Source organism: Bacillus sp. FSL K6-6540 (genome assembly GCF_038007545.1).
In genome coordinates, this window is sequence record NZ_JBBOXH010000001.1 from 535,683 (window position 1) to 554,207 (window position 18,525).

Consider the following 18,525-nt stretch of genomic DNA (forward strand, 5'->3'; position numbering starts at 1 on the left):
TGCATTTTGCACTTGCTGCACCAGTAATTCCTGACTCCGCGCCGGCACTTACTGTTCTTGAAGTAGCCAAACTACTTGTTGTTCCCGACTAATCGGACACCAGTTCCGTTATTTGGCGAGATTATGCCCTAATTACAACTTTATCGGACACAAGATCTGTTATTGGGCTCATCACCGGCATATTCATCGTATTTTGGAGCAAATAACGGACTCACAGTCCGGTTCGTGTTCCAGAATAGTAGGTTTTGGCTTAATAGCGTATTCTGTGTCCGTTAATAGAAAACATCGCTCTGTCATACAAGCTTCAAACGCGTAACAATGTAAATCGTCTCGCAGCTCGTCACCCCTCCACATAACAAAAGCCCCGTGTCTGCACACGGGGCTTTTTGCTACACCATGATGTTGTTATAGAGCTACAACTAACTGGAAGCCGCCCAGAGTTCCACAGGCATTCCGCGCTGTGCTCCAAGGGGGCGACTGTCCACAATCGCCTAACAGCTCACTCCTTGACGCAACCATTACGCCCAATCGCGCCGCAGCGTGAACAGATCCTTCAGCTCATCGGTAGACAGCTCGGTAATCCAGCCCTCGCTGCTTGCAATTACCTGATCGCTCAGCTGCTGCTTGCTCTCCAGCATCTCATCGATCCGCTCTTCGAGCGTTCCCATGGAGATGAATTTGTACACTTGGACGTCCTTGGTCTGCCCCATCCGATAGGCCCGGTCGGTTGCCTGATTCTCCACGGCGGGGTTCCACCAGCGGTCAAAGTGGAACACGTGATTCGCCGCGGTCAGATTCAGGCCGACGCCGCCGGCCTTGATCGAGAGAATCATGACATTCGGCTGCTCTTCGGGCGGCAGGGTCTGGGACTGGAACTGCTCGATCATGCGATCGCGCGTCCGCTTCGGCGTGCTGCCGTTCAAGTACAGCACCGGCTCACCAAGCTCTTGATGCAGCACCTGCCGCATCATCTCGCCCATGCCGATATACTGGGTGAAAATCAGGCAGCGTTCGCCTTCGTCCCGCAGCTCCTTCACCATGGACAGCAGCCGCTCCAGCTTGGCCGAGCGGTTGACCACGGCCTCGGTGTCGAGCAAGCCGCCACCCCCCGGCAGTTCCGGGAGCGGCTCCTTCGTGAGCAGAGCCGGGTGGTCGCAGAGCTGCTTGAACTGCGTCAGAGCTGCCAGAATGGCGCCTTTGCGCTCGATGCCCTCGAGCTTTTGCATGCGTTCCAGGAGGCTGTTCACGGTCTGATCGTAAAGCGCGCCTTGCTCGGCGGTGAGATGAATATAAGTCTTCATCTCGTTCTTGTCCGGCAGGTCGAGCAGAATGGCAGGATCCTTTTTCTTGCGCCGGAGCATGAACGGCTTGATTAGCTTCTGCAAATCGGCCGTGCGCTGCTCGTTTTTGTCTTTTTCGATCGCCTGGATGAACCGGAGATTGAATGCCCGCAGGCTGCCGAGATAACCGGGGTTGATGAAGTCATAGATGGACCACAGCTCGGACAGCCGGTTCTCAATCGGTGTGCCGGTCAGCGCAACGCGGTGCCTTGCCGGGAAGCTTCGCACGGCGGCGGATTGCTTGGTGTCGGCATTCTTGATGTTCTGGGCCTCGTCGATGCCGATCGTTTCCCATTTCATGTCTCTTAACATCTCTTGATCGAGCGTTGCCGTCGCATAGGAAGTAAGAATAATGTCCGCTTGGTAAGCCTCATGATAGAAATCCTCGCTGCTGCTGCGCTTCCCGCCGTAGTGCAGCATGACCCGGAGCGACGGGGCGAACCGTTCAAGCTCCTTCTGCCAATTCCCAAGTACCGAGGTCGGACAGATCAGCAGGGAAGGGAGGCGTCTCTCTTCCCGCTCCATAGTCGTCTCCTTCACGTGCAGCAGGTAGGCGATAAACTGCACGGTTTTGCCAAGGCCCATATCATCGGCAAGGCATGCACCGAGCCCGTAACGCCGTAAAAAGGCAAGCCAGGCAAAGCCGTCATGCTGGTACGACCGGAGCTCGGCTTTCAGACCGGCGGGGACAGGGAGGCTCGGCCATTCGCTTTGCCGGCCGAGTTGGCCGATGAGCTTCACGAGATGCTCGTTCAGCTCCACTTCCAGTTTGATCCGTTCCGGATCCCGCGTTTCCTCCGCATCCTGACGAACCTGCTCCGCCTCATCGCTGTTCCCGAGCAGATGCAAGTGCAGAATATCCTGGAACGACAGGCCTTCCTCACGGTCGACGCCCGCCATCATCTGGCGGATTTGGGCGACCAGGGCCGGGTCCAGCGGAATCCACTGGCCCCGGAACCGTACCAGCCGTTCGTTCCGGGCAACAAGCTCGGCGAACTCCGCTTCGGATAGGGTAGCTTCGCCGATGGCGATGCGCCAGTCAAAATTGACCAGCGCATCCAAACCGAACAGGGAACCGCCGCTGCTTCGCTCCGCGCTCTCGCCTTCGCCGGAGCGGACTTTCGCCCGCAGCTTGGGCTTCTTCCTGCTGGCGGCTTCCCACCAAGCCGGCAGCAGCACCAGCCAGCCGGACTGGAGCAGCCGCTGGCTGTCGACGGTCAGGAACTGCCACGCGGCCTCGTCGGACAGCGGGGCGCCGAGCATGTCTTCAGCCGGAGCGTGAAGCACCCGGGCCGGCAGGGCTGCCCGCAAACCTTGGAGCCAGCCGGAGGCCCGCTCCTTGATATGGGCGGTCCATGTCTCCGGCCACGATCCGTATGCCTGCCCGTCTTCGGCCAGACGAACGGCTGCAAGCGCCGCTGCGTCCAGCTTGTCCTGCAATACGAGCCGAAGACGCCACTCGGCTTCTTCTTCGTCCGGCTCCAGCAATTGCAGCAGGGGCCGGAACGGAGCGGTATCCGGCCGCCATCCGATGGCGATCAGCCAGGACTTGTCATCCATCCCTTCGGCCGCAGAACGACTCGGCGAGAACAGCAGGGGATACTCCCTGCGCAGGTCAGCAACGGCTTCTTCGCTGCCGTACCACTGTTCTTGAACGGCGGCGGAGAACGCGGCGCGCAAGCCTTCATTCCATATCTCGTCTTCATCCAAGACGGAGAGGCGGGCCTGCTCTTCGGCTGAGAAAGCCTCCGCATCCCAGATCCATTGCAGCTTGCCATTCTTGAAGGCGCTCAAGCTGGGCGCGTACTGCTGATCCTGAATGCAGGCTGCCAGCGAAGGCGCAAGTTCAATGAAGGGAAGGCAATCCTCGTCCCAAACCCATTCGATATGTTCGAGCAGCCGGCCGTCTGCGAAGAACGGTATGACTTGTTCGGAAGGCAAGATGATGACTTCCATATCCTGAACGGATTGGACGATAAGCTCTGTTCCGTAGAAGGAGGCTTCATGCCAAGCGAATAAACGGTGCTTCAGGTATTGTCCGGATACGTAACCACGCATGACGGTAGAGCCGTATATCACGGCATCTCCGTATTCGCTTAATGCCATATGGACCGTGATGGTTTCCGTGTATCTGCTCATGATATCAGCTTTCCTCTCCGAAGCTCTTCCTGGAATGCGCGAAGCCGGCTGTTGCGTACGGACAAGGAAATAATGAACAGATCCCAGCGCTCCTGCTGTTTGAGCTTTTTATATAACTTAGCTAGCCGTTTGAGCAGCTTGACGGCTGCTTTATAGCCGGCCCGGTTCTTATGAAGGATGTATCGCTCGACGGCCTGATGATAAAAAGGCAGCAGCAGCTCGGGCGCGTTCTTCTCAATCGGCGCGAGCTCGCTGACCCGGAGCTCCAGCGGCTCCCGGCCTGTGCTTAATTGATAGTCGATCCATTCCCGCCATCTGCCGTGCGTGATCAAGGCATTCTGATAGATGTCCTTCGAATAAGGGAGCATGTCGGCAAGACTGCTCCACATCCGTTCCGTTTCCCCGGGCAGGTGCTCTATGACGGCATCCCAGTAGAATTGATAGCTGCTGAGGTGCTCGTTGCGGTGACTGCCAAGCAGCGGGCCGATCTCCGGGAGCCAGCGGGCCAAGCGGTCCCAGTCTCGTCCCGAATGCAGCATGTCGAAGAAGCCCAGGACGGAAGCCGGGGGCAGGCTGCTGACCTTGTCCGCTGCCCTGATCAGGTCCCAGGACGATTCGTCTTCTCCGAGATAGAAGGACATGAAGCTCTGCGCCATATACCATGAGGCGCGCGAAAGGCTGCTGCCGAGCTCCGATTCGGCTGCCTGCAGCTGCTCCAATTCCTCCTTGATCAAGCCGTCGTTCTTTTTTGCCAACGGATGAATCCAGTGCATCCAGAGCTGCATATAGACCTGGGCGTAAAATTTACGGTTCCGCGGTTCGCTTAGCATGCTCCGCCGGACAAACGAAATCGTCTCGGTCAGCCGCTGTCCGAATGCCTCTTCGTGTTCGCTGTCCACCAGCCCTTCATGAAGGATTCGCTCGATTCTGGCCAGGATATGATCCGCTGCCACCTGCGTATGATAGCCGATGTAAGAGCCTGAGGCATTCCAAGCACTGGCTGGCTGCTTGACCAGCTTCTCGAGAATGAAGAGATGGGCATGGAGCTCGTATAACGGATCCATATCCGGCGGCAGCGGCGGTTTAATGTGATGGAGTGAGGCTAACGCGTTTTTGGCGTAAAACGAATTCTGCGTGTTAGCTCCCAGCGATGCCGTGCAAACCTCGAACAGCTCATGCCATGCGGAGATCGGCAGCTCGGGCAAATGGTCGGCCTTGACTCTCCATTTCGAAACTCCGGCAGGCGGCCGTTCATGGCCTTGGCTCAAGCCGGGCTCGCTTCGGTCATACGAAGAGGTTGCGGCATACGTAGTGGAATGCGCATTAACCAAGGCATGGATGGATCGGCCCTGAAGCTGGGCATAGTCAAGCAGAACGGCCACCATATGCTTGCAGCCCCCGTTAACGGGACAGCTGCATTCGCTGTCGCTCAGGGAATGCAGCTGAAGCCTGATGCGGTAGGTTTCCGTTCCATCCACGGAAGCCTCGATCACACCGGAAGCATCCGCCTTTTCACTTGCGTGGACACGGCCCTGCTTGTAATATTGAAATCCCCGTTTAATGGTCAAATCGCTGAAATAACCGGCAGTTTGCCGAATGAGCGTTTGCCACTGCAGATCATCTAAAGTTAAGTTTGGGTTCATCATCGGACAGTCTCCTAAGAGAAATAATTCTAAGTATCCATTTAATCTATCACATTCCCCTAGATGAAGAAACCAGCCGGAGCAGCTTCACGCTGGAAAAGCCCGGCAGCGGGCTCCACGGACTTTTCGGCGTGGAGCGTTCGATCAGGAATACTCATATTGAACGATGAAACGGCCGATCTGATCGCATTCCTCGGCGAACCATACCTCGCCGCCGGAATCCACGGCAATGCCGTGAGGCTCGGCTGAGGGGGTGGGGATCGGGTACTCGGTAATGTCCCCGGTACATGTTATTCGTCCGATCCGGTTGGCTCCCCACTCCGTAAACCATAAATCTTCGCGAGCTCCCGCCGCGATGGCATGGGGTCTGGCATTCCCGGAAGGGAGCTTGAATTCCGTAATCTCCCCGGCCGTCGTGATCCGTCCGATTTGATTGCCGTTGATTTGAACGAACCACAGGGCGCCATCGGCACCTGCCGTGATGCCGACAGGCCCTGATTGCTCGGTTGGAATCCGATACTCGGCGATCTCCCCGTCTACCGTAATCCGGCCGATGCAGTTGTTTTGGTTTTCCGTAAACCACAGCGCGCCGTCCGGACCGGCCGTGATATAGGAAGGGTACGAGCCTGCGCGCGGCAAATCGTATTCCGTGATAACGCCTGCCGGCGTAATCCGGCCAATCCGATTGCCGATTAGCTGGGTGAACCATATGGCTCCATCCGGGCCCTCCGTCAAGCCGTAAGGAGACGAGCCTGCTTCCGGCAGCTCGAATTCCGTGAATGTCCCTTCTATTGTCATCCGTCCGATTTTATTCGCTTTGTACTCCGTGAACCAGAGGTCCCCGTTAGGGGCAGAGAGGATGGACATGACCCCCGCATCCGGCGTCGGGACATCGAAAGTACGCATATCCCCTCCCTTGGTGATTCGTCCGATCCGGTTTCCTTTTTGCTCCGTGAACCAGATGGCCCCGTCTCGTCCTGCCGCAATGCCATAAGGTCCCGACTCCCGGTTCGCTATCTTGTACTCCTGTACCGTGATCTGCATGCAAACATGCCTCCTTGTAGAAGTTGTTAGGATGCTTAAAGCGGATTCTTCATTTGATTGAGCGTGTTCAAATCTCGCGTTCGGCTTTCCCGGAATGGGGAAGGCCCTCCCTTGGATGCTTAGATGAGTTCCTGTCATCGATAATCTCTAGCCTCTCAATTGGTGTTGATTAAATAGAAAAACCCCCCACTCCGAGATTTCGGAATAGGAGGCGAATACGAACTAAGAAGATGCGGACTCTACCTGGAGAAGTCCCAAACATCCACCCGTCACATATAAAAAAAGCCGCACGAATCCTATCCCGAAAACCTCGTATCGTGAAATCGAAGTGTTTTCCAAATGCTTGGGACAGGATTAGTAGATCATTGGCTTTGGGTTCACCCTTTCATTTCTGGTTGCCTAGACTTTACCATAGGATATTCCGTGGTTTCAACCTCGGTTTATCCGAAGTTTGCCTTTACAACCGTCGGTTGCGCTTCTCGTCGATGTAGAGTTCAAGCGCGGTTATGGCCCGGATCATCAATTTGATGAGGAGATACAAAGCATATAAACCGAGAAGTGCGAATAGCCCGTATACGATAATGCTAAGCATGGAAAACATGCCGAAAAAGGATATCCCCTGGTTCAAGGAGCTCACCTCCCTTCAAGGTACTGTTTTACGAATCATATCGAAGATTCCAGTTGTCATATCCTTAAGACCAGGCGATGGCTTAACTCCCCGCTGAAGCTCGGAGCTCGGATACAGGTGAGTTCGTGCCCGATCCATGACATACTTATCGTTGGTATCCCGAATGAATGCCATTAACCTTGAATTAAGTATGTTCCATAATATAACAATCATTTCTGATTCTAACATATCATCTGGAATGTGGTCATGAATTTAAGTTTAAAAGCGGCAATTTTTACTGATGATGATCGAAAAAAATCGAAATAGAGACGCTTTTCGTCATTTTTCATGGATATGCACGAACCAATTGCATTCACCTTGCGTCTTAGTTATAGATGCATTACTGAATATTATAAGCCAAGGAGATTAGCGAACATGATAACCCGGAAATGGACGAAAATGGCTGCAAGCGGCGCTATAGCGGCCGCGATGCTGTTAAGTACGGCGGTACAGGCCCAGGCCGCGCACAAGAAGGACTTGGAATTTTTAAACGTCAATCATTATGTAATGACGCCGGATGTCAAACCCGTCATCGTGAACGGCACAGTGCTGGTCCCCCTGAACACGGTCAAGGAATACTTGAAGCCTATGGGGCTCCGCTGGGATAACAAGAATAAGACGCTAACCGTCAACACGGGCACCGATCAAGTCACCTTGAAAATGGGAAGCGACGTTGCCGAGGGAAAAGAGAAGACCTACGCCCTGTCCGTTCCCGCGCAGCTTATGGATGGTCGCGTCATGGTTCCCGCCCGATTCATGACGGAGCTGTACGATGCTGAAGTCCGCTTGGATACGAAGGATGGCATGGTTTACATTTATACGCCGGAGGTTGACCTGTTGACGGCGGAGGAGAACAGCAATGTGAAGCTGTATCCGGTCAGCGCATCGAAATATGGCAGATATGAAGGCATGGTGGTCGAGGTAGAAGGCAGGAAGCGGGTTTTTAAGGACTGGCATGGAGGAGAGGCTACGCGTAAACCGGTCATTCATTACCAGGATGTCACAGGCGATGGCAAGCCGGACGTTGTTGTGTTCTACGTGGACGGGACGGGCACCGGTCTGTACGCGGGGGAGATGCATGTAGTGGACGCCGGTTCTCTGGAGGAAATCCCGATCGAATCGCTGGAGCAGGCCGTATCGAGCCATGTGAAATCCAGCATCGAGAAGGAAGCGGATCACTTTACGGTTAAGGTTACGGTTGACGGAAAGGAAAGCGTCCAGAAGTTCAAGGACGATTCCAAAGATAAAAGCTATCTATTTGATAAGCTTGGCTTCGGAGCCGTTGTCAGACATCGTTTGGCGGAAGGACGGCTTCTTACGGAAGCGGCAGGAAGCATGAGCCCGGCCGGTTTTGCCGGGGATCTCCGAATCACATACCGATTTAATGAAGAGCTGAACCGGTTTGAGGTGGATGACATGGAATATCGTCGTTTGGAAGAGCGAGAGCAATAACGGTTTTTCATCATAAAGCTTTAGGACTACACATAAACGCATGTTGGCAGGATGTGATCAACATGGGTTAGAAGCGGAAGGTTTCGGTCGGATGATGTGAATTCCGAATGTGAGGGCGCTGCGGCGCCCTTTTTGTGCTGTGCTTTTATAGATTTCAACGCCGTTTTCATCTCCGTAGCCGTTCGCCGAAATGGGGCGTATACCATATGCTTCAAGAAGATTTCATCCCTTCTCATAGGACTTTATTACCATTTACTTGAGTCTTAAGATTCCTCTAAGATAGTTAATAAACCTGACACATTTTAGCGAAGAATGGAGATTGATTTTGAAGTAAACGCATTCAATGTTAAGTAATATAACAAGCCCATACCATGGGGACTTTGAACGGGGTGTATGTATGCAGCAATGGCTTGGGAAATCGCTAAAGCATAAATTGTCGTTGCTTATCATTATCGCTACGCTGGTGCCGCTGCTGTTTCTGGGCATTTTCTCTTTTAACATAGCCAAAAGCCTGACCGAGGAGAAGGCCAAAATTACGGGGATGAATACGCTCCGCCAGCTGGAAGCTTACCTGGATACGATGGTCAAGGACGTGGAGAATATCTCGCTGTTTCTCATCGGGCATACCGGTGTTCAGGCCTATCTGAAGACCGAGCAGAGCAACTACGTTCAGCAGACGACGGTTATTAATTTTTTGACGAACCTGGCCTTTTCCAAAGATTATATCGCCAACATCATCGTCGAACCGCTCGGCAGCAAAGATGCGATTTCGCATAAATCCTTGGTACGCTCCGAGTTCCGGAATATTACCGAAATGGTTCCCGATTATTACGAACACCATCCCAAATGGTGGTCATTCGTTCACCGGCAGTGGACCTTTGAAGGCGTCAGGAAGGTCATCACGCTGGCCCGGCCGATTCGGAGCACGGATAAATACAAGCCGATCGGGAACCTGCAGATCAATCTGGATCAGGGCGTCATTGCCAATCAGTTCCGGCAGGCCGTCCTGGAGAAGACCGGATTCGTCCTTCTTCTTGACGAGAATAACCGGATTATCGCCGGTCCGCCGGATATGGAGACCAATTTGACGCTGGCGGATTATTATCCTGCGATTGGAGAGTTCGAGGGGCTCAGCGGCAATATAGACTATGGCGAGGGAAGCAGCAAGAAGACCATTCTCTATAAGAAAATGTCCAGCGTGAACTGGAAGCTCGTCGGCATCATTCCTTCGCAGGAATACCGTTCCCAGAACCAGTATTTCATCAAATTGACGGCGGTTGCGGTCACGGTGGCCATCCTGCTGGCCATTATCCTGGTTCTTTTCCTGATCCAGAAGATTACGAATCCTCTGTCCGTCTTAACGAAATTCCTCAAGAACTCGAGCCCGGAAGAGCCGCTGCCGGCGCTGCCGGTCAAAACGGTTGATGAGGTCGGGCAGCTTATTATCAGTTATAACCGGCTCAGCTCCCGGATCGTGAAGCTTACCGATGAAGTGAAGCTGAACGAGTCGCTGAAGAAGGAGGCGGATATGCATGCACTGCAGGTGCAGATCAATCCGCATTTCCTCTACAATACGCTGTCATCGATCCATTGGCTGGCGCTGATGAACCAGGATGTGAAGATTGCCGAGATGGTGGGATCGCTCAGCGATTTTCTGAGGTTCAGCCTGAACAACGGGCAGGAATACTGCACGATACAGCAGGAGATCATGCATGTCCGCCACTACGTGAACATCCAAACCATCCGCTATCCGGACAAATTCGAGTTTAAGGATCTTGTGGAAGAGGATCTGTATCAGCACACCATGCTGAAGCTGCTGCTGCAGCCGTTGGTGGAGAATTCCATGCTGCATGGCATCCTGAGCCGTGACGGGGTAGGGACGATTACGATTCGCGGACACCGCGAACCCGAAGGGATCCGCTTCGTGGTGGAGGATGACGGCATCGGGATGACGGCGGAGCGCCTGAAATGGCTTCAGGAGCAGCTGGTCGAAAATCCGCTGCAGTACGAGAAGGGACAAACCCCGCGCGGCAGCTACGGGCTGCGGAACGTCCATAAGCGGCTGCTCCTTCATTACGGGAAGGATGCGGGGCTGCGTGTGGAGAGCACCGAGGGTACCGGGACACGGGTGATGTTTACGATACCTGATTTACCTGAAATTCAACAATCGGAAATATCCGGCAAAGGGGATGGCGACATTGAAGGTCATGATCGTTGATGATGAAGTGATCATTCGAAATGGTTTGAGTACCGTGATCAATTGGGCGGATAACGGCTTTACGGTGCTGACGCCCGCGGCTTCGGCGGAGGAAGCCCTTCAGCGTATTCCCGTTGAAATGCCCGAAATCATATTTACGGACATACGCATGACAGGCCTGAGCGGATTGGACATGGCGCATCAAGTCAAGCAGCAGTATCCCGAGATCGAGATCATCGTCATTTCGGGATACGATGAATTCGCGTATGCGCAGCAGGCGATGCGGGAAGGCGTGAGCGATTACCTGCTGAAGACGAGCAGGCCCGGTGAAATTATCGAGGCGGCTGTCCAAGCCAGGGGACGGCTGTTGCAGCGCAGGCTTACACAAGCGAAGGGGCAGGCCCAGGAAATGGTGGTCAACCGGGGCTTTCTGCGAAGACTGCTTGCTTCCGGGACTCCGCTGGATGAGCATGCCGAGGCCGAATTGTGTGAGCGATACCCGGAGCTGCGTTTGGAATCGAACGATTCGGTGCTGCAGATCTGGATGCTGTCGGTCTATCCGCTGCATCCAGAAGAGGCGGAACAATCGAACGTCAGCAGCGAGCTGCATCGATTAATCGGCACGGAGCTGGCCGAAGTGCTGCCATGCGCGTGGCTGGAGTGGAACGGCTCGCTGCTTCTGTTGGTGCGGGCAGAGCCGAATCATGGCTGGGGGCGGGTAGATTCCGCTCTGCATAAGATGGAATCCACGCATGCCTGCCGCATCAAGGCTGCCAGCGGCCGACGGGTCGCAAGCGCCAGGGAGCTGCACATTGCGCTGGCTACCGCGGTAGAGGCCAGCTCCTACGAGTGGCTGCTGCAATCGGAACGGCATATCCGTTATGAAGATATCGAAGGACGTACAGGCATCCGCACGGTATGTTCGATGGAAGAAGAAACCAAGCTGTCATCCCTGCTGCGTTCGGGGGAATCCGCCGACTTGCAGGCATGGGTGGCGGATCTGCTGCGGCGTATCCAAAGCCAGGGCCAGGCAACGCCCGGCTCGGTTCAGGCTTACCTGCATTCCCTGATCGTCTCGGCACAGCGCTGGCTCATACGGGCTGCGACGTCTATCGGCTATACCAGTCCGGTGAAAGTGGAAGAGACGTACGATATCCGCGAGTTGACCAAGAATCCGGAGAAGGTGCTGGTCGATTCGCTCGGGCTCATCATGAAGGAGTACCGTGATATGGTGTCGACGACAAGTCCCGTCCAGCGAGCGATCTCCTTCATTCATGAACATCTGGGACAGAGCTTGTCTCTCCAACAAGTGGCCAAGCATGTTCATATGAACCCCAACTATTTCAGCGAAATGTTCAAGAAGGAGACCGGACAGAATTACATCGAATTCGTAACCCAGGCGAAGCTTCGGAAAGCGATGCACCTGCTGCGGGAAACGCCGGCCAAAATCAGTGAAATCGCGAATGAAATCGGCTACGAGGATATCAAATATTTTAACCGCCTGTTCAAAAAGTGGACCGGACTCACCCCTTCGGAGTATCGGACAAATCCCGAATCCTGAATTTTGTCCCTCTATGGACTGAATTATATCCCCTATGTAAGCGTTACATCCTCTTTTATACTTGGGCTAATCATCTTGAAGCTTCATCATTTTCGTATATTAAAAGGGGGATTGACCATGAGACCAAAACGTAAAATAGGTCTTGTACTGCTGATGATGACACTGGTTCTTGCAGCTTGCGGAGGCGGGCAAAGCAAAGAGCAGGCCGGAGGGAACGAAGGCGATCAAGAAAAGGTCAAGCTGACCATCTGGCATAACTTTGCCGGTGACGACCTGCGCGCGAAATCAGTCCGGAGTTTTATCGATCAATTTGCTCAGGACCATCCTGAAGTTACGCTCGACGCGCAAGCGATTCCGCCGGACGGTTACCGTCAGCGTCTGAGCACCGTTGCGGCTGCAAATGAAATGCCGGACGTGTTCTTCGTTTATGCGGGAAGTCAGTCGGCCGAGCTTCATCAAGCGAAGCTGCTTCAACCGATCACGGAAGTGTTGGACGCCCATTCCGATTGGAAGGACAAATTCCTGCCGGGCGCATTTGATCCATACGAGTTCGAGGACGGCCAGATTTACTCCGCTCCATTGGGCATGTCCGCAACTTCGATTCTCTACTACAACAAAGCGTTGTTTGACAAACATAACGTAAAAGTTCCGACGACTTGGGAAGAAATGATGGCGGCGGTTAAAACGTTCAACGATAACGGCATTACGCCGATCGCCCTCGGAAACAAAGCGCCGTGGGTTGCGCAATCCACCATTATCGGATCGATTGCCGACCGCGTGACCGGCACCGAATGGTTCAAAAAAGCGGCAGCACAGGATGGCGCGAAATTCACCGATCCTGAGTTTATCGAAGCACTTGGCTATTTCAAAGAGCTCGTCGACAACAAAGCATTCCAAGAAGGTGCCAACAGCATCGACAACACGCAAGCCGAGCAGTATTTCATCCAAGGCAATGCAGCGATGATGATCAGCGGCGCGTGGACGCTCACCAACTTGGCGGCTTCTTCCTCCGAAGAGCAGATGAAGGATATTGAAGTGACGACTCTGCCTGCGATCCCTGGAGGCAAAGGCGAAGCTAACACCATCTCCGGCGGAGCTGGCGGCGGTCTGGCCCTTAGCAGCAGAACGGAAGGGAAAGCGAAAGAATTGGCGCTCGAACTGATTTATGCCGTGAGTGGACCGGAAGCGCAAAAAGCGATTGCCGAGAGCAACTCCATGGTCATGTACGATACCGAAATCGATGAGTCGAAAGTTACTTCCCTGTACTACAAAGCCTTTAACCTGGTGAAATCCACAGGCATTACGCCGGTATACGATGCTTATCTGTCTGCAGAAGCGGCTGAAGTCATCAACAACGGCCTGCAGGAAATCATGATGGGCGGTGCCGTCGAAGGCGTGGCCCAGAAGCTGCAGGATGCGCAAGCCCGATCCGCTACTCCATAAGAATAGATTCACTGCTGCATAAGGATTAGGAGGGAGGAGGCTGCCATGCCTACAGCGATGAGAAGCAAAGGATTTATAGCCATAGCTCTTCTTCCTGCGCTTCTGTTGTTTCTGATATTTGTCATCATTCCGGTTTTTTGGTCAGCATACTACGGATTTTTCAGTTGGAAAGGGTTCGGAGACGCCACGTTCATCGGCCTTGACAATTATAGAGAGATGTTCAAGGACCCGATCTTCTGGCGGGCGCTTCGAAACAACCTGATTCTGGTCGTATCGTCCATTATCGGCCAGGTTCCGATCGCGTTGATTCTGGCTATCGTATTGTTCAAGAATTCGTTCTTCTCCAGGTTCATCCGGTCCGCCGTCTTCATGCCGATGGTTCTCTCCACGGTGGTTGTCGGTCTCATCTGGGGTTACATTTACCACCCGCAGTTCGGGATTGCCAACTATGTGCTGGAGATGCTCGGCCTGGAGTCATGGACCCGTGCTTGGCTGTCCGATCCGAAGGTCAACATGCTGGCGATATCGATCCCGATTAACTGGGCGAACATCGGCCCTTATCTGGTCATCTTTATCGCAGCGCTGCAAAATATTTCGCCAGAGATCCACGATGCGGCCAAAATCGATGGCTCCACCGGCTGGAACAAGCTGATGCAAATCACGCTGCCGATGGTCTGGAGCACGGTGGTCGTAACCATTGTGCTCTGTATCTCGGGAAGCCTGAAAGCTTTTGACCATGTCATCGTCATGACAGGCGGCGGACCGGCGCAATCGACCGAGCTTCTTGCTACCTATATGTACAACAGCACGTTCAGCGTGTACCGCTACGGTTACGGCTCCGCCGTTTCCACGATGATCATGATCGTCAGCGCCATTCTTATCGCGCTTAACTATTTCGCAACGCGCAGAAAGTCAAGTTGACATGAAGGAGGGAGCGATGTGAATTTACAGACGACCGGGACCGGAAGTACCTCAGGGAAACGCGTCATCACGAAGGGGTTAACCGGATTCGTAAAATTGCTGCTGATTGTGTATGCGATTCTTACGCTCTATCCCTTGTACTGGCTTTTTACGAGCGCGTTTAAATCGAACCAGGATTTCTTCAACAACCCTTACGGCTTGCCGAAGGAGTGGATGACCGAGAATTTATTCCGGGCATGGGAGCTCGGAAATATGGGCCGAGCGATGATCAATTCGACGGTTGTAACGATTACGGCCGTCGTGCTGACCATCCTGCTAAGTTTACTAGCGGCGTATGTGCTGTCCAGATTCCAGTTTCGGTTTAAAAAGCTGGTGGTCGTGTTGTTCACGACCGGACTGCTGATTCCGATCCACAGTACGCTGGTGCCCCTGTTCATTATGATGAAAAATATCGGCCTGCTCGACACGTACGGCGCACTCATCCTGCCATATACGGCGTTTGAGCTGCCGATCGCGATCTTCCTGGCGATGGCGTACATGTCATCCATACCAAGAGAGATTGAAGAAGCGGCCATGATCGACGGCAGCGGCTGGTGGGGAATCTTCGGCCGAATGATTCTGCCGCTCTGTACGCCGATTGTGGCAACGATATCGATTCTGGCATTCCTCCGATTCTGGAATGATTTCTCTTTCGCCCTCGTATTCATCAATACGCAGGCATTGAAGACGCTCCCGCTCAGCTTGTCCCTGTTCTCGGACGGCTTCGGCACGGATTACAGCCTGACGATGGGAGCGATGGCGATCGCGGTCATTCCGACGATCGTGGCCTACCTGATCCTGCAGGAGCAGATCATGAAGGGCATGGTGGCAGGATCCATTAAAGGTTAAACTTCAAGCGAAATTCATATTCTTGAAAGAAAAAAGCCTCTTCCGGTCAACGGAAGGGGCTTTTCGTATGATTAGGTCAATCAGGGTCATCGGGGCGGGCGCTTTTTTACTCTCGAAAATATTCATGCACGTTTTTCGGCTACGTCATGCCGGCAAAAGAAATATAATAGAAACACGAGAACAAGAGAGCATGATGATCAAGGCCAACAAGCGTATGGCCCCTTAGAAAGTACATCAGAGCGGGGAGGAACCCAAGTGATATCGGCTGCCAATCAGCAGGAGTATTACCAGGCGCTGCTGGAAAAGAAATCGGAGTACGAAGGCGTGTTTTATGTAGGCGTGAAGACCACGGGGGTGTTCTGCCGCCCGACATGCCCGGCCCGGAAACCGAAGATGGAAAACTGCGAATTTTACGAGACGGCTCAAGAAGCGCTGCTTGCATCCTTCAGGCCTTGCAAACGCTGCCGTCCGCTATCGCACCCCAATCAGGTATCGGACTTGGTCCGGCTGCTCGTAGAAGCCGTTGAGGAGAATCCGGAGAAAAGGTGGACCAACCAGGACTTTCAGAAGCTGTCCGTGGATGCTTCGACGGCAAGGCGCCAATTCAAGAAGCGGTTCGGGATGACCTTCGTTGAATACGCACGGGCACGGCGAATGGGACTTGCCCTGAAGCAAATCCGGGAGGGGCATGCCGTCATCGATGCGCAGCTGTCGACCGGATACGAGTCGAGCAGCGGTTTTAGGGATGCATTTTCCCGCATCATGGGCGCGGCGCCTAGCCGATCGGGGCACCATAACATCTTAAAAGCTTCATGGATCGACACGCGTCTCGGGCCGATGATGGCCATCGCGGATGAAGAGGCGCTGTATCTGCTCGAATTCGTGGACCGCCGGGGCCTGGAGCGTGAGGTTGAACGTCTCCGGCAGAGAACCAAGTCGGCGATCATTCCGGGCCATACGGCTCCGATCCGTTCAATCGAGCTGGAGCTCGCAGCGTATTTTGAAGGGAAGTTAACGGAATTCAAGACGCCCTTGTTCTTGCTGGGTTCGCCGTTTCAACAAGAAGTGTGGGGCCGATTGCTGCGGATTCCCCCCGGCCAAACGTCTTCGTATGGCGAAATCGCAGCGGTGATGGGAAGACCGACCGCATATCGCGCCGTTGCCCAAGCGAATGGCGCCAATCAGCTTGCGATTGTCATTCCATGCCACCGCGTGATCAATACGAGCGGTGAGCTCGGCGGATATGGCGGCGGCCTATCACGAAAGCAGTGGCTGTTGCATCATGAGCAGTCCATGAGTACCGGAACCATACATGAATAGTGGACTTTCGTCGTAGAAAATGGTCTTACCTATAGGTAAGACCATTTTTGTATTTTTATCCGAGCTCAGCGAGCTGGGAGGGGTCATCGATCAGGAGTTTCATCTCCCCAAACTGCCTGTTGAAGATGCCGTGAAGGTTCTTCAGGAACTCGGATTTGATATTTTCAAAGGCAGCGGTCTAACCAATTCTCTGGAGCAATCTGTAATTATTATCCAAGTAAACGGCTTATCGCCTCCATCCTGCTGGTGACGATAAGCTATAAAGTAAGCCCCGGGATACAGGAGCTCTATGCTATAATTTGGAATGTCCCTATCTGGTTTCAAGATACCTGTTTCTGAAACGGGACGTTTGTTACATCGGTTCCTGTACATCGAAAGAAAGCGTGTTGGATCAAGAGTTCAACTATTTTATGCTAAGACCGTACGGTTCAGCAGGTACGAAAGAGAGGAAAAGACGAGATGATGATTCCGATTCTAGCCTTGGCAGCTGCCATTTCCGGAGGCATTGTCGCTTCAGGAGCAGGTGTGGCCATTTTGGTCGGGTATGTATTCTTTTTGATCGGCTTTTCCGGAAAGAAGGGGAGACGGCCGAATTTTCTGACTTCGGACGGGCTCAAGGCCATCGGCACGCTCTTGGTCGTGGCCGTGTTCATGGTGTTGGCTTATTCCTGTACCTTGACCAGCGGCTCCCTGATCCGTTTTAACGGGATGGACCCTGTCTTCCAATACGAGCAAGGAAAGAAACTGCTGTTTATCGGATTGGCCTCCGTTGCATGGTTTGTCGCCAGCTTCCTGTGGCTGCTCCCGTATATCGTCGAGATCAAGCCGCGGGAGTGGAATCGCAATCATCTGATAGGGGTCGGCGTTTATTTCGCGCTGGTCTTTGCCGCCGCCGGGGCCGCGATGCTATGAATGTGGCCGAAAAAAGCGAATATGTCGAGTTACTAAAGTGCAAAGCAGCCTAGCTCCTGCCTTCAAGGATGAGCATGGGCTGCTTCTTTATATTATAGTAGGAAAAAATCAGCGGGGGCTTTTCTCCTGCCCCGGCCTTGCCGGCACCGTTGCCGTTTCCCGGAATTTGACCGGGGATACGCCGTAGTTGGCCCGGAATACCCGGTGAAAATAGGAGTAGCTTGCGAAGCCGCAGGTTTCCGCGATTTCCTCCAGCGTCATTGTGCTGTATTTGATGCGCTCGACGGCTGCGTTCAGCCTGATCTCAAGGGCGTACTGGATCATGGTTTTTCCGTAATACTCCTTGAACAGCTTGACCGCCCGGGATAAGCTAAGCCCGACATGGGAAGCAGCCTCCTCCAGCTTGAAGGTTAGGGTGGCATGCTCCTCCACGAATCGCTTCAGCCGCAGGGCGGTGAAGGCAAGGCGATCGGTCGGCTTGATCTCGGTAATGGCGCGGTCCAGGCAGAGGCAGAGACTGCGCAGGAGGTAGTCGGTCAGTTCCCCGATTTCCCCTTCAAGGCCGCGCCGCTTCTCCAACAGCATCTGTCTCCACAGACCGAGCAAATAATCGTCGAGCCCAACATGACTGACGACAGGGCGGGGGATGCGGTTCCACCAATCATCAATCCAGGAGCCGTCGCAGAATATAAAATAATCCCCGCTGGACACGCGGCCATCCTCGCCGTCTTCCTTCACCCGCAGCTCGTATTCATCGCCGGGCTTCAGCAGCAGCAGGTCGCCTGCCTGCACATGGTGCTCGATGCCGTTGCAGTAGATTTCGCAGGAGCCTTCGGTTTGAAGTCGGAACAGATAGGTCGTCAAGCCGCCCCGATGGCTGTTGCTGAATTGCTGAAAGTGATAGGAATAGTCGCAGATGAGCAGCCTAGCTTCCATAATGGTAACAACCCCCAGTAAAAATATAAGCAGATAGTTCATGTTGCAGCAATATTGTTTAT

13 protein-coding genes are annotated in these 18,525 nt (G+C 53.7%); 8 read left to right on the plus strand and 5 right to left on the minus strand.

Annotated features, from left to right (window positions below; genetic code table 11):
- Window positions 1-518: 518 nt before the first annotated feature.
- The 4 genes from MHH82_RS02295 to MHH82_RS02310 form a co-directional block, all read right to left on the minus strand.
- The gene (locus tag MHH82_RS02295; RefSeq protein WP_340962912.1) at window positions 519-3,479 is read right to left on the minus strand and encodes a DEAD/DEAH box helicase; all 2,961 of its coding nucleotides are present in this window, start codon (window positions 3,477-3,479) and stop codon (window positions 519-521) included.
- Window positions 3,476-5,125, minus strand: a complete 1,650-nt coding sequence (locus MHH82_RS02300) for an SWIM zinc finger family protein (protein WP_012818665.1) — start codon at window positions 5,123-5,125, stop codon at window positions 3,476-3,478. The genes MHH82_RS02295 and MHH82_RS02300 overlap by 4 nt, the downstream gene beginning before the upstream one ends.
- Window positions 5,126-5,266: 141 nt before the next feature.
- Window positions 5,267-6,166 (minus strand): streptogramin B lyase Vgb(C), encoded by a 900-nt coding sequence (vgb(C), locus tag MHH82_RS02305; protein ID WP_012818666.1) that lies wholly within the window; start codon window positions 6,164-6,166, stop codon window positions 5,267-5,269.
- Between the two features lie 457 nt (window positions 6,167-6,623).
- Window positions 6,624-6,794, minus strand: coding sequence for a hypothetical protein (locus MHH82_RS02310; RefSeq protein ID WP_012818667.1), 171 nt, complete (start codon window positions 6,792-6,794; stop codon window positions 6,624-6,626).
- A gap of 414 nt (window positions 6,795-7,208) precedes the next feature.
- Between MHH82_RS02310 and MHH82_RS02315 the strand changes: the two genes are divergently transcribed.
- The 8 genes from MHH82_RS02315 (at window position 7,209) to MHH82_RS02350 (ending at window position 17,527) form a co-directional block, all read left to right on the plus strand.
- Entirely contained in the window at window positions 7,209-8,285 is a 1,077-nt protein-coding gene (locus MHH82_RS02315; protein ID WP_340962916.1) for a copper amine oxidase N-terminal domain-containing protein, read from the plus strand.
- Window positions 8,286-8,682: 397 nt separating this feature from the next.
- On the plus strand, window positions 8,683-10,503 hold the full coding sequence (locus MHH82_RS02320; protein WP_012818669.1) for a cache domain-containing sensor histidine kinase: 1,821 nt from the start codon (window positions 8,683-8,685) through the stop codon (window positions 10,501-10,503).
- Complete coding sequence (locus MHH82_RS02325) at window positions 10,493-12,043, plus strand: response regulator transcription factor (protein ID WP_260871482.1); 1,551 nt, start codon at window positions 10,493-10,495, stop codon at window positions 12,041-12,043. The genes MHH82_RS02320 and MHH82_RS02325 overlap by 11 nt, the downstream gene beginning before the upstream one ends.
- Before the next feature lie 117 nt (window positions 12,044-12,160).
- Entirely contained in the window at window positions 12,161-13,486 is a 1,326-nt protein-coding gene (locus MHH82_RS02330; protein ID WP_009595478.1) for an extracellular solute-binding protein, read from the plus strand.
- A 45-nt stretch (window positions 13,487-13,531) separates the two neighbouring features.
- Window positions 13,532-14,407 (plus strand): carbohydrate ABC transporter permease, encoded by an 876-nt coding sequence (locus MHH82_RS02335; RefSeq protein ID WP_009595489.1) that lies wholly within the window; start codon window positions 13,532-13,534, stop codon window positions 14,405-14,407.
- 18 nt (window positions 14,408-14,425) lie between these two features.
- Window positions 14,426-15,295, plus strand: a complete 870-nt coding sequence (locus tag MHH82_RS02340; protein WP_009595479.1) for a carbohydrate ABC transporter permease — start codon at window positions 14,426-14,428, stop codon at window positions 15,293-15,295.
- 255 nt (window positions 15,296-15,550) lie between these two features.
- The gene (locus tag MHH82_RS02345) at window positions 15,551-16,615 is read left to right on the plus strand and encodes a bifunctional transcriptional activator/DNA repair enzyme AdaA (RefSeq protein ID WP_036664749.1); all 1,065 of its coding nucleotides are present in this window, start codon (window positions 15,551-15,553) and stop codon (window positions 16,613-16,615) included.
- Between the two features lie 459 nt (window positions 16,616-17,074).
- Window positions 17,075-17,527 carry a hypothetical protein gene (locus MHH82_RS02350; RefSeq protein ID WP_340962921.1) on the plus strand — a complete coding sequence of 151 codons (453 nt, stop codon included), beginning with the start codon at window positions 17,075-17,077 and terminating at the stop codon, window positions 17,525-17,527.
- A gap of 108 nt (window positions 17,528-17,635) precedes the next feature.
- On the opposite strand, the gene MHH82_RS02355 is transcribed toward MHH82_RS02350, so the two are convergent.
- Complete coding sequence (locus MHH82_RS02355) at window positions 17,636-18,463, minus strand: helix-turn-helix domain-containing protein (protein WP_071222296.1); 828 nt, start codon at window positions 18,461-18,463, stop codon at window positions 17,636-17,638.
- Between the last annotated feature and the right edge of the window lie 62 nt (window positions 18,464-18,525).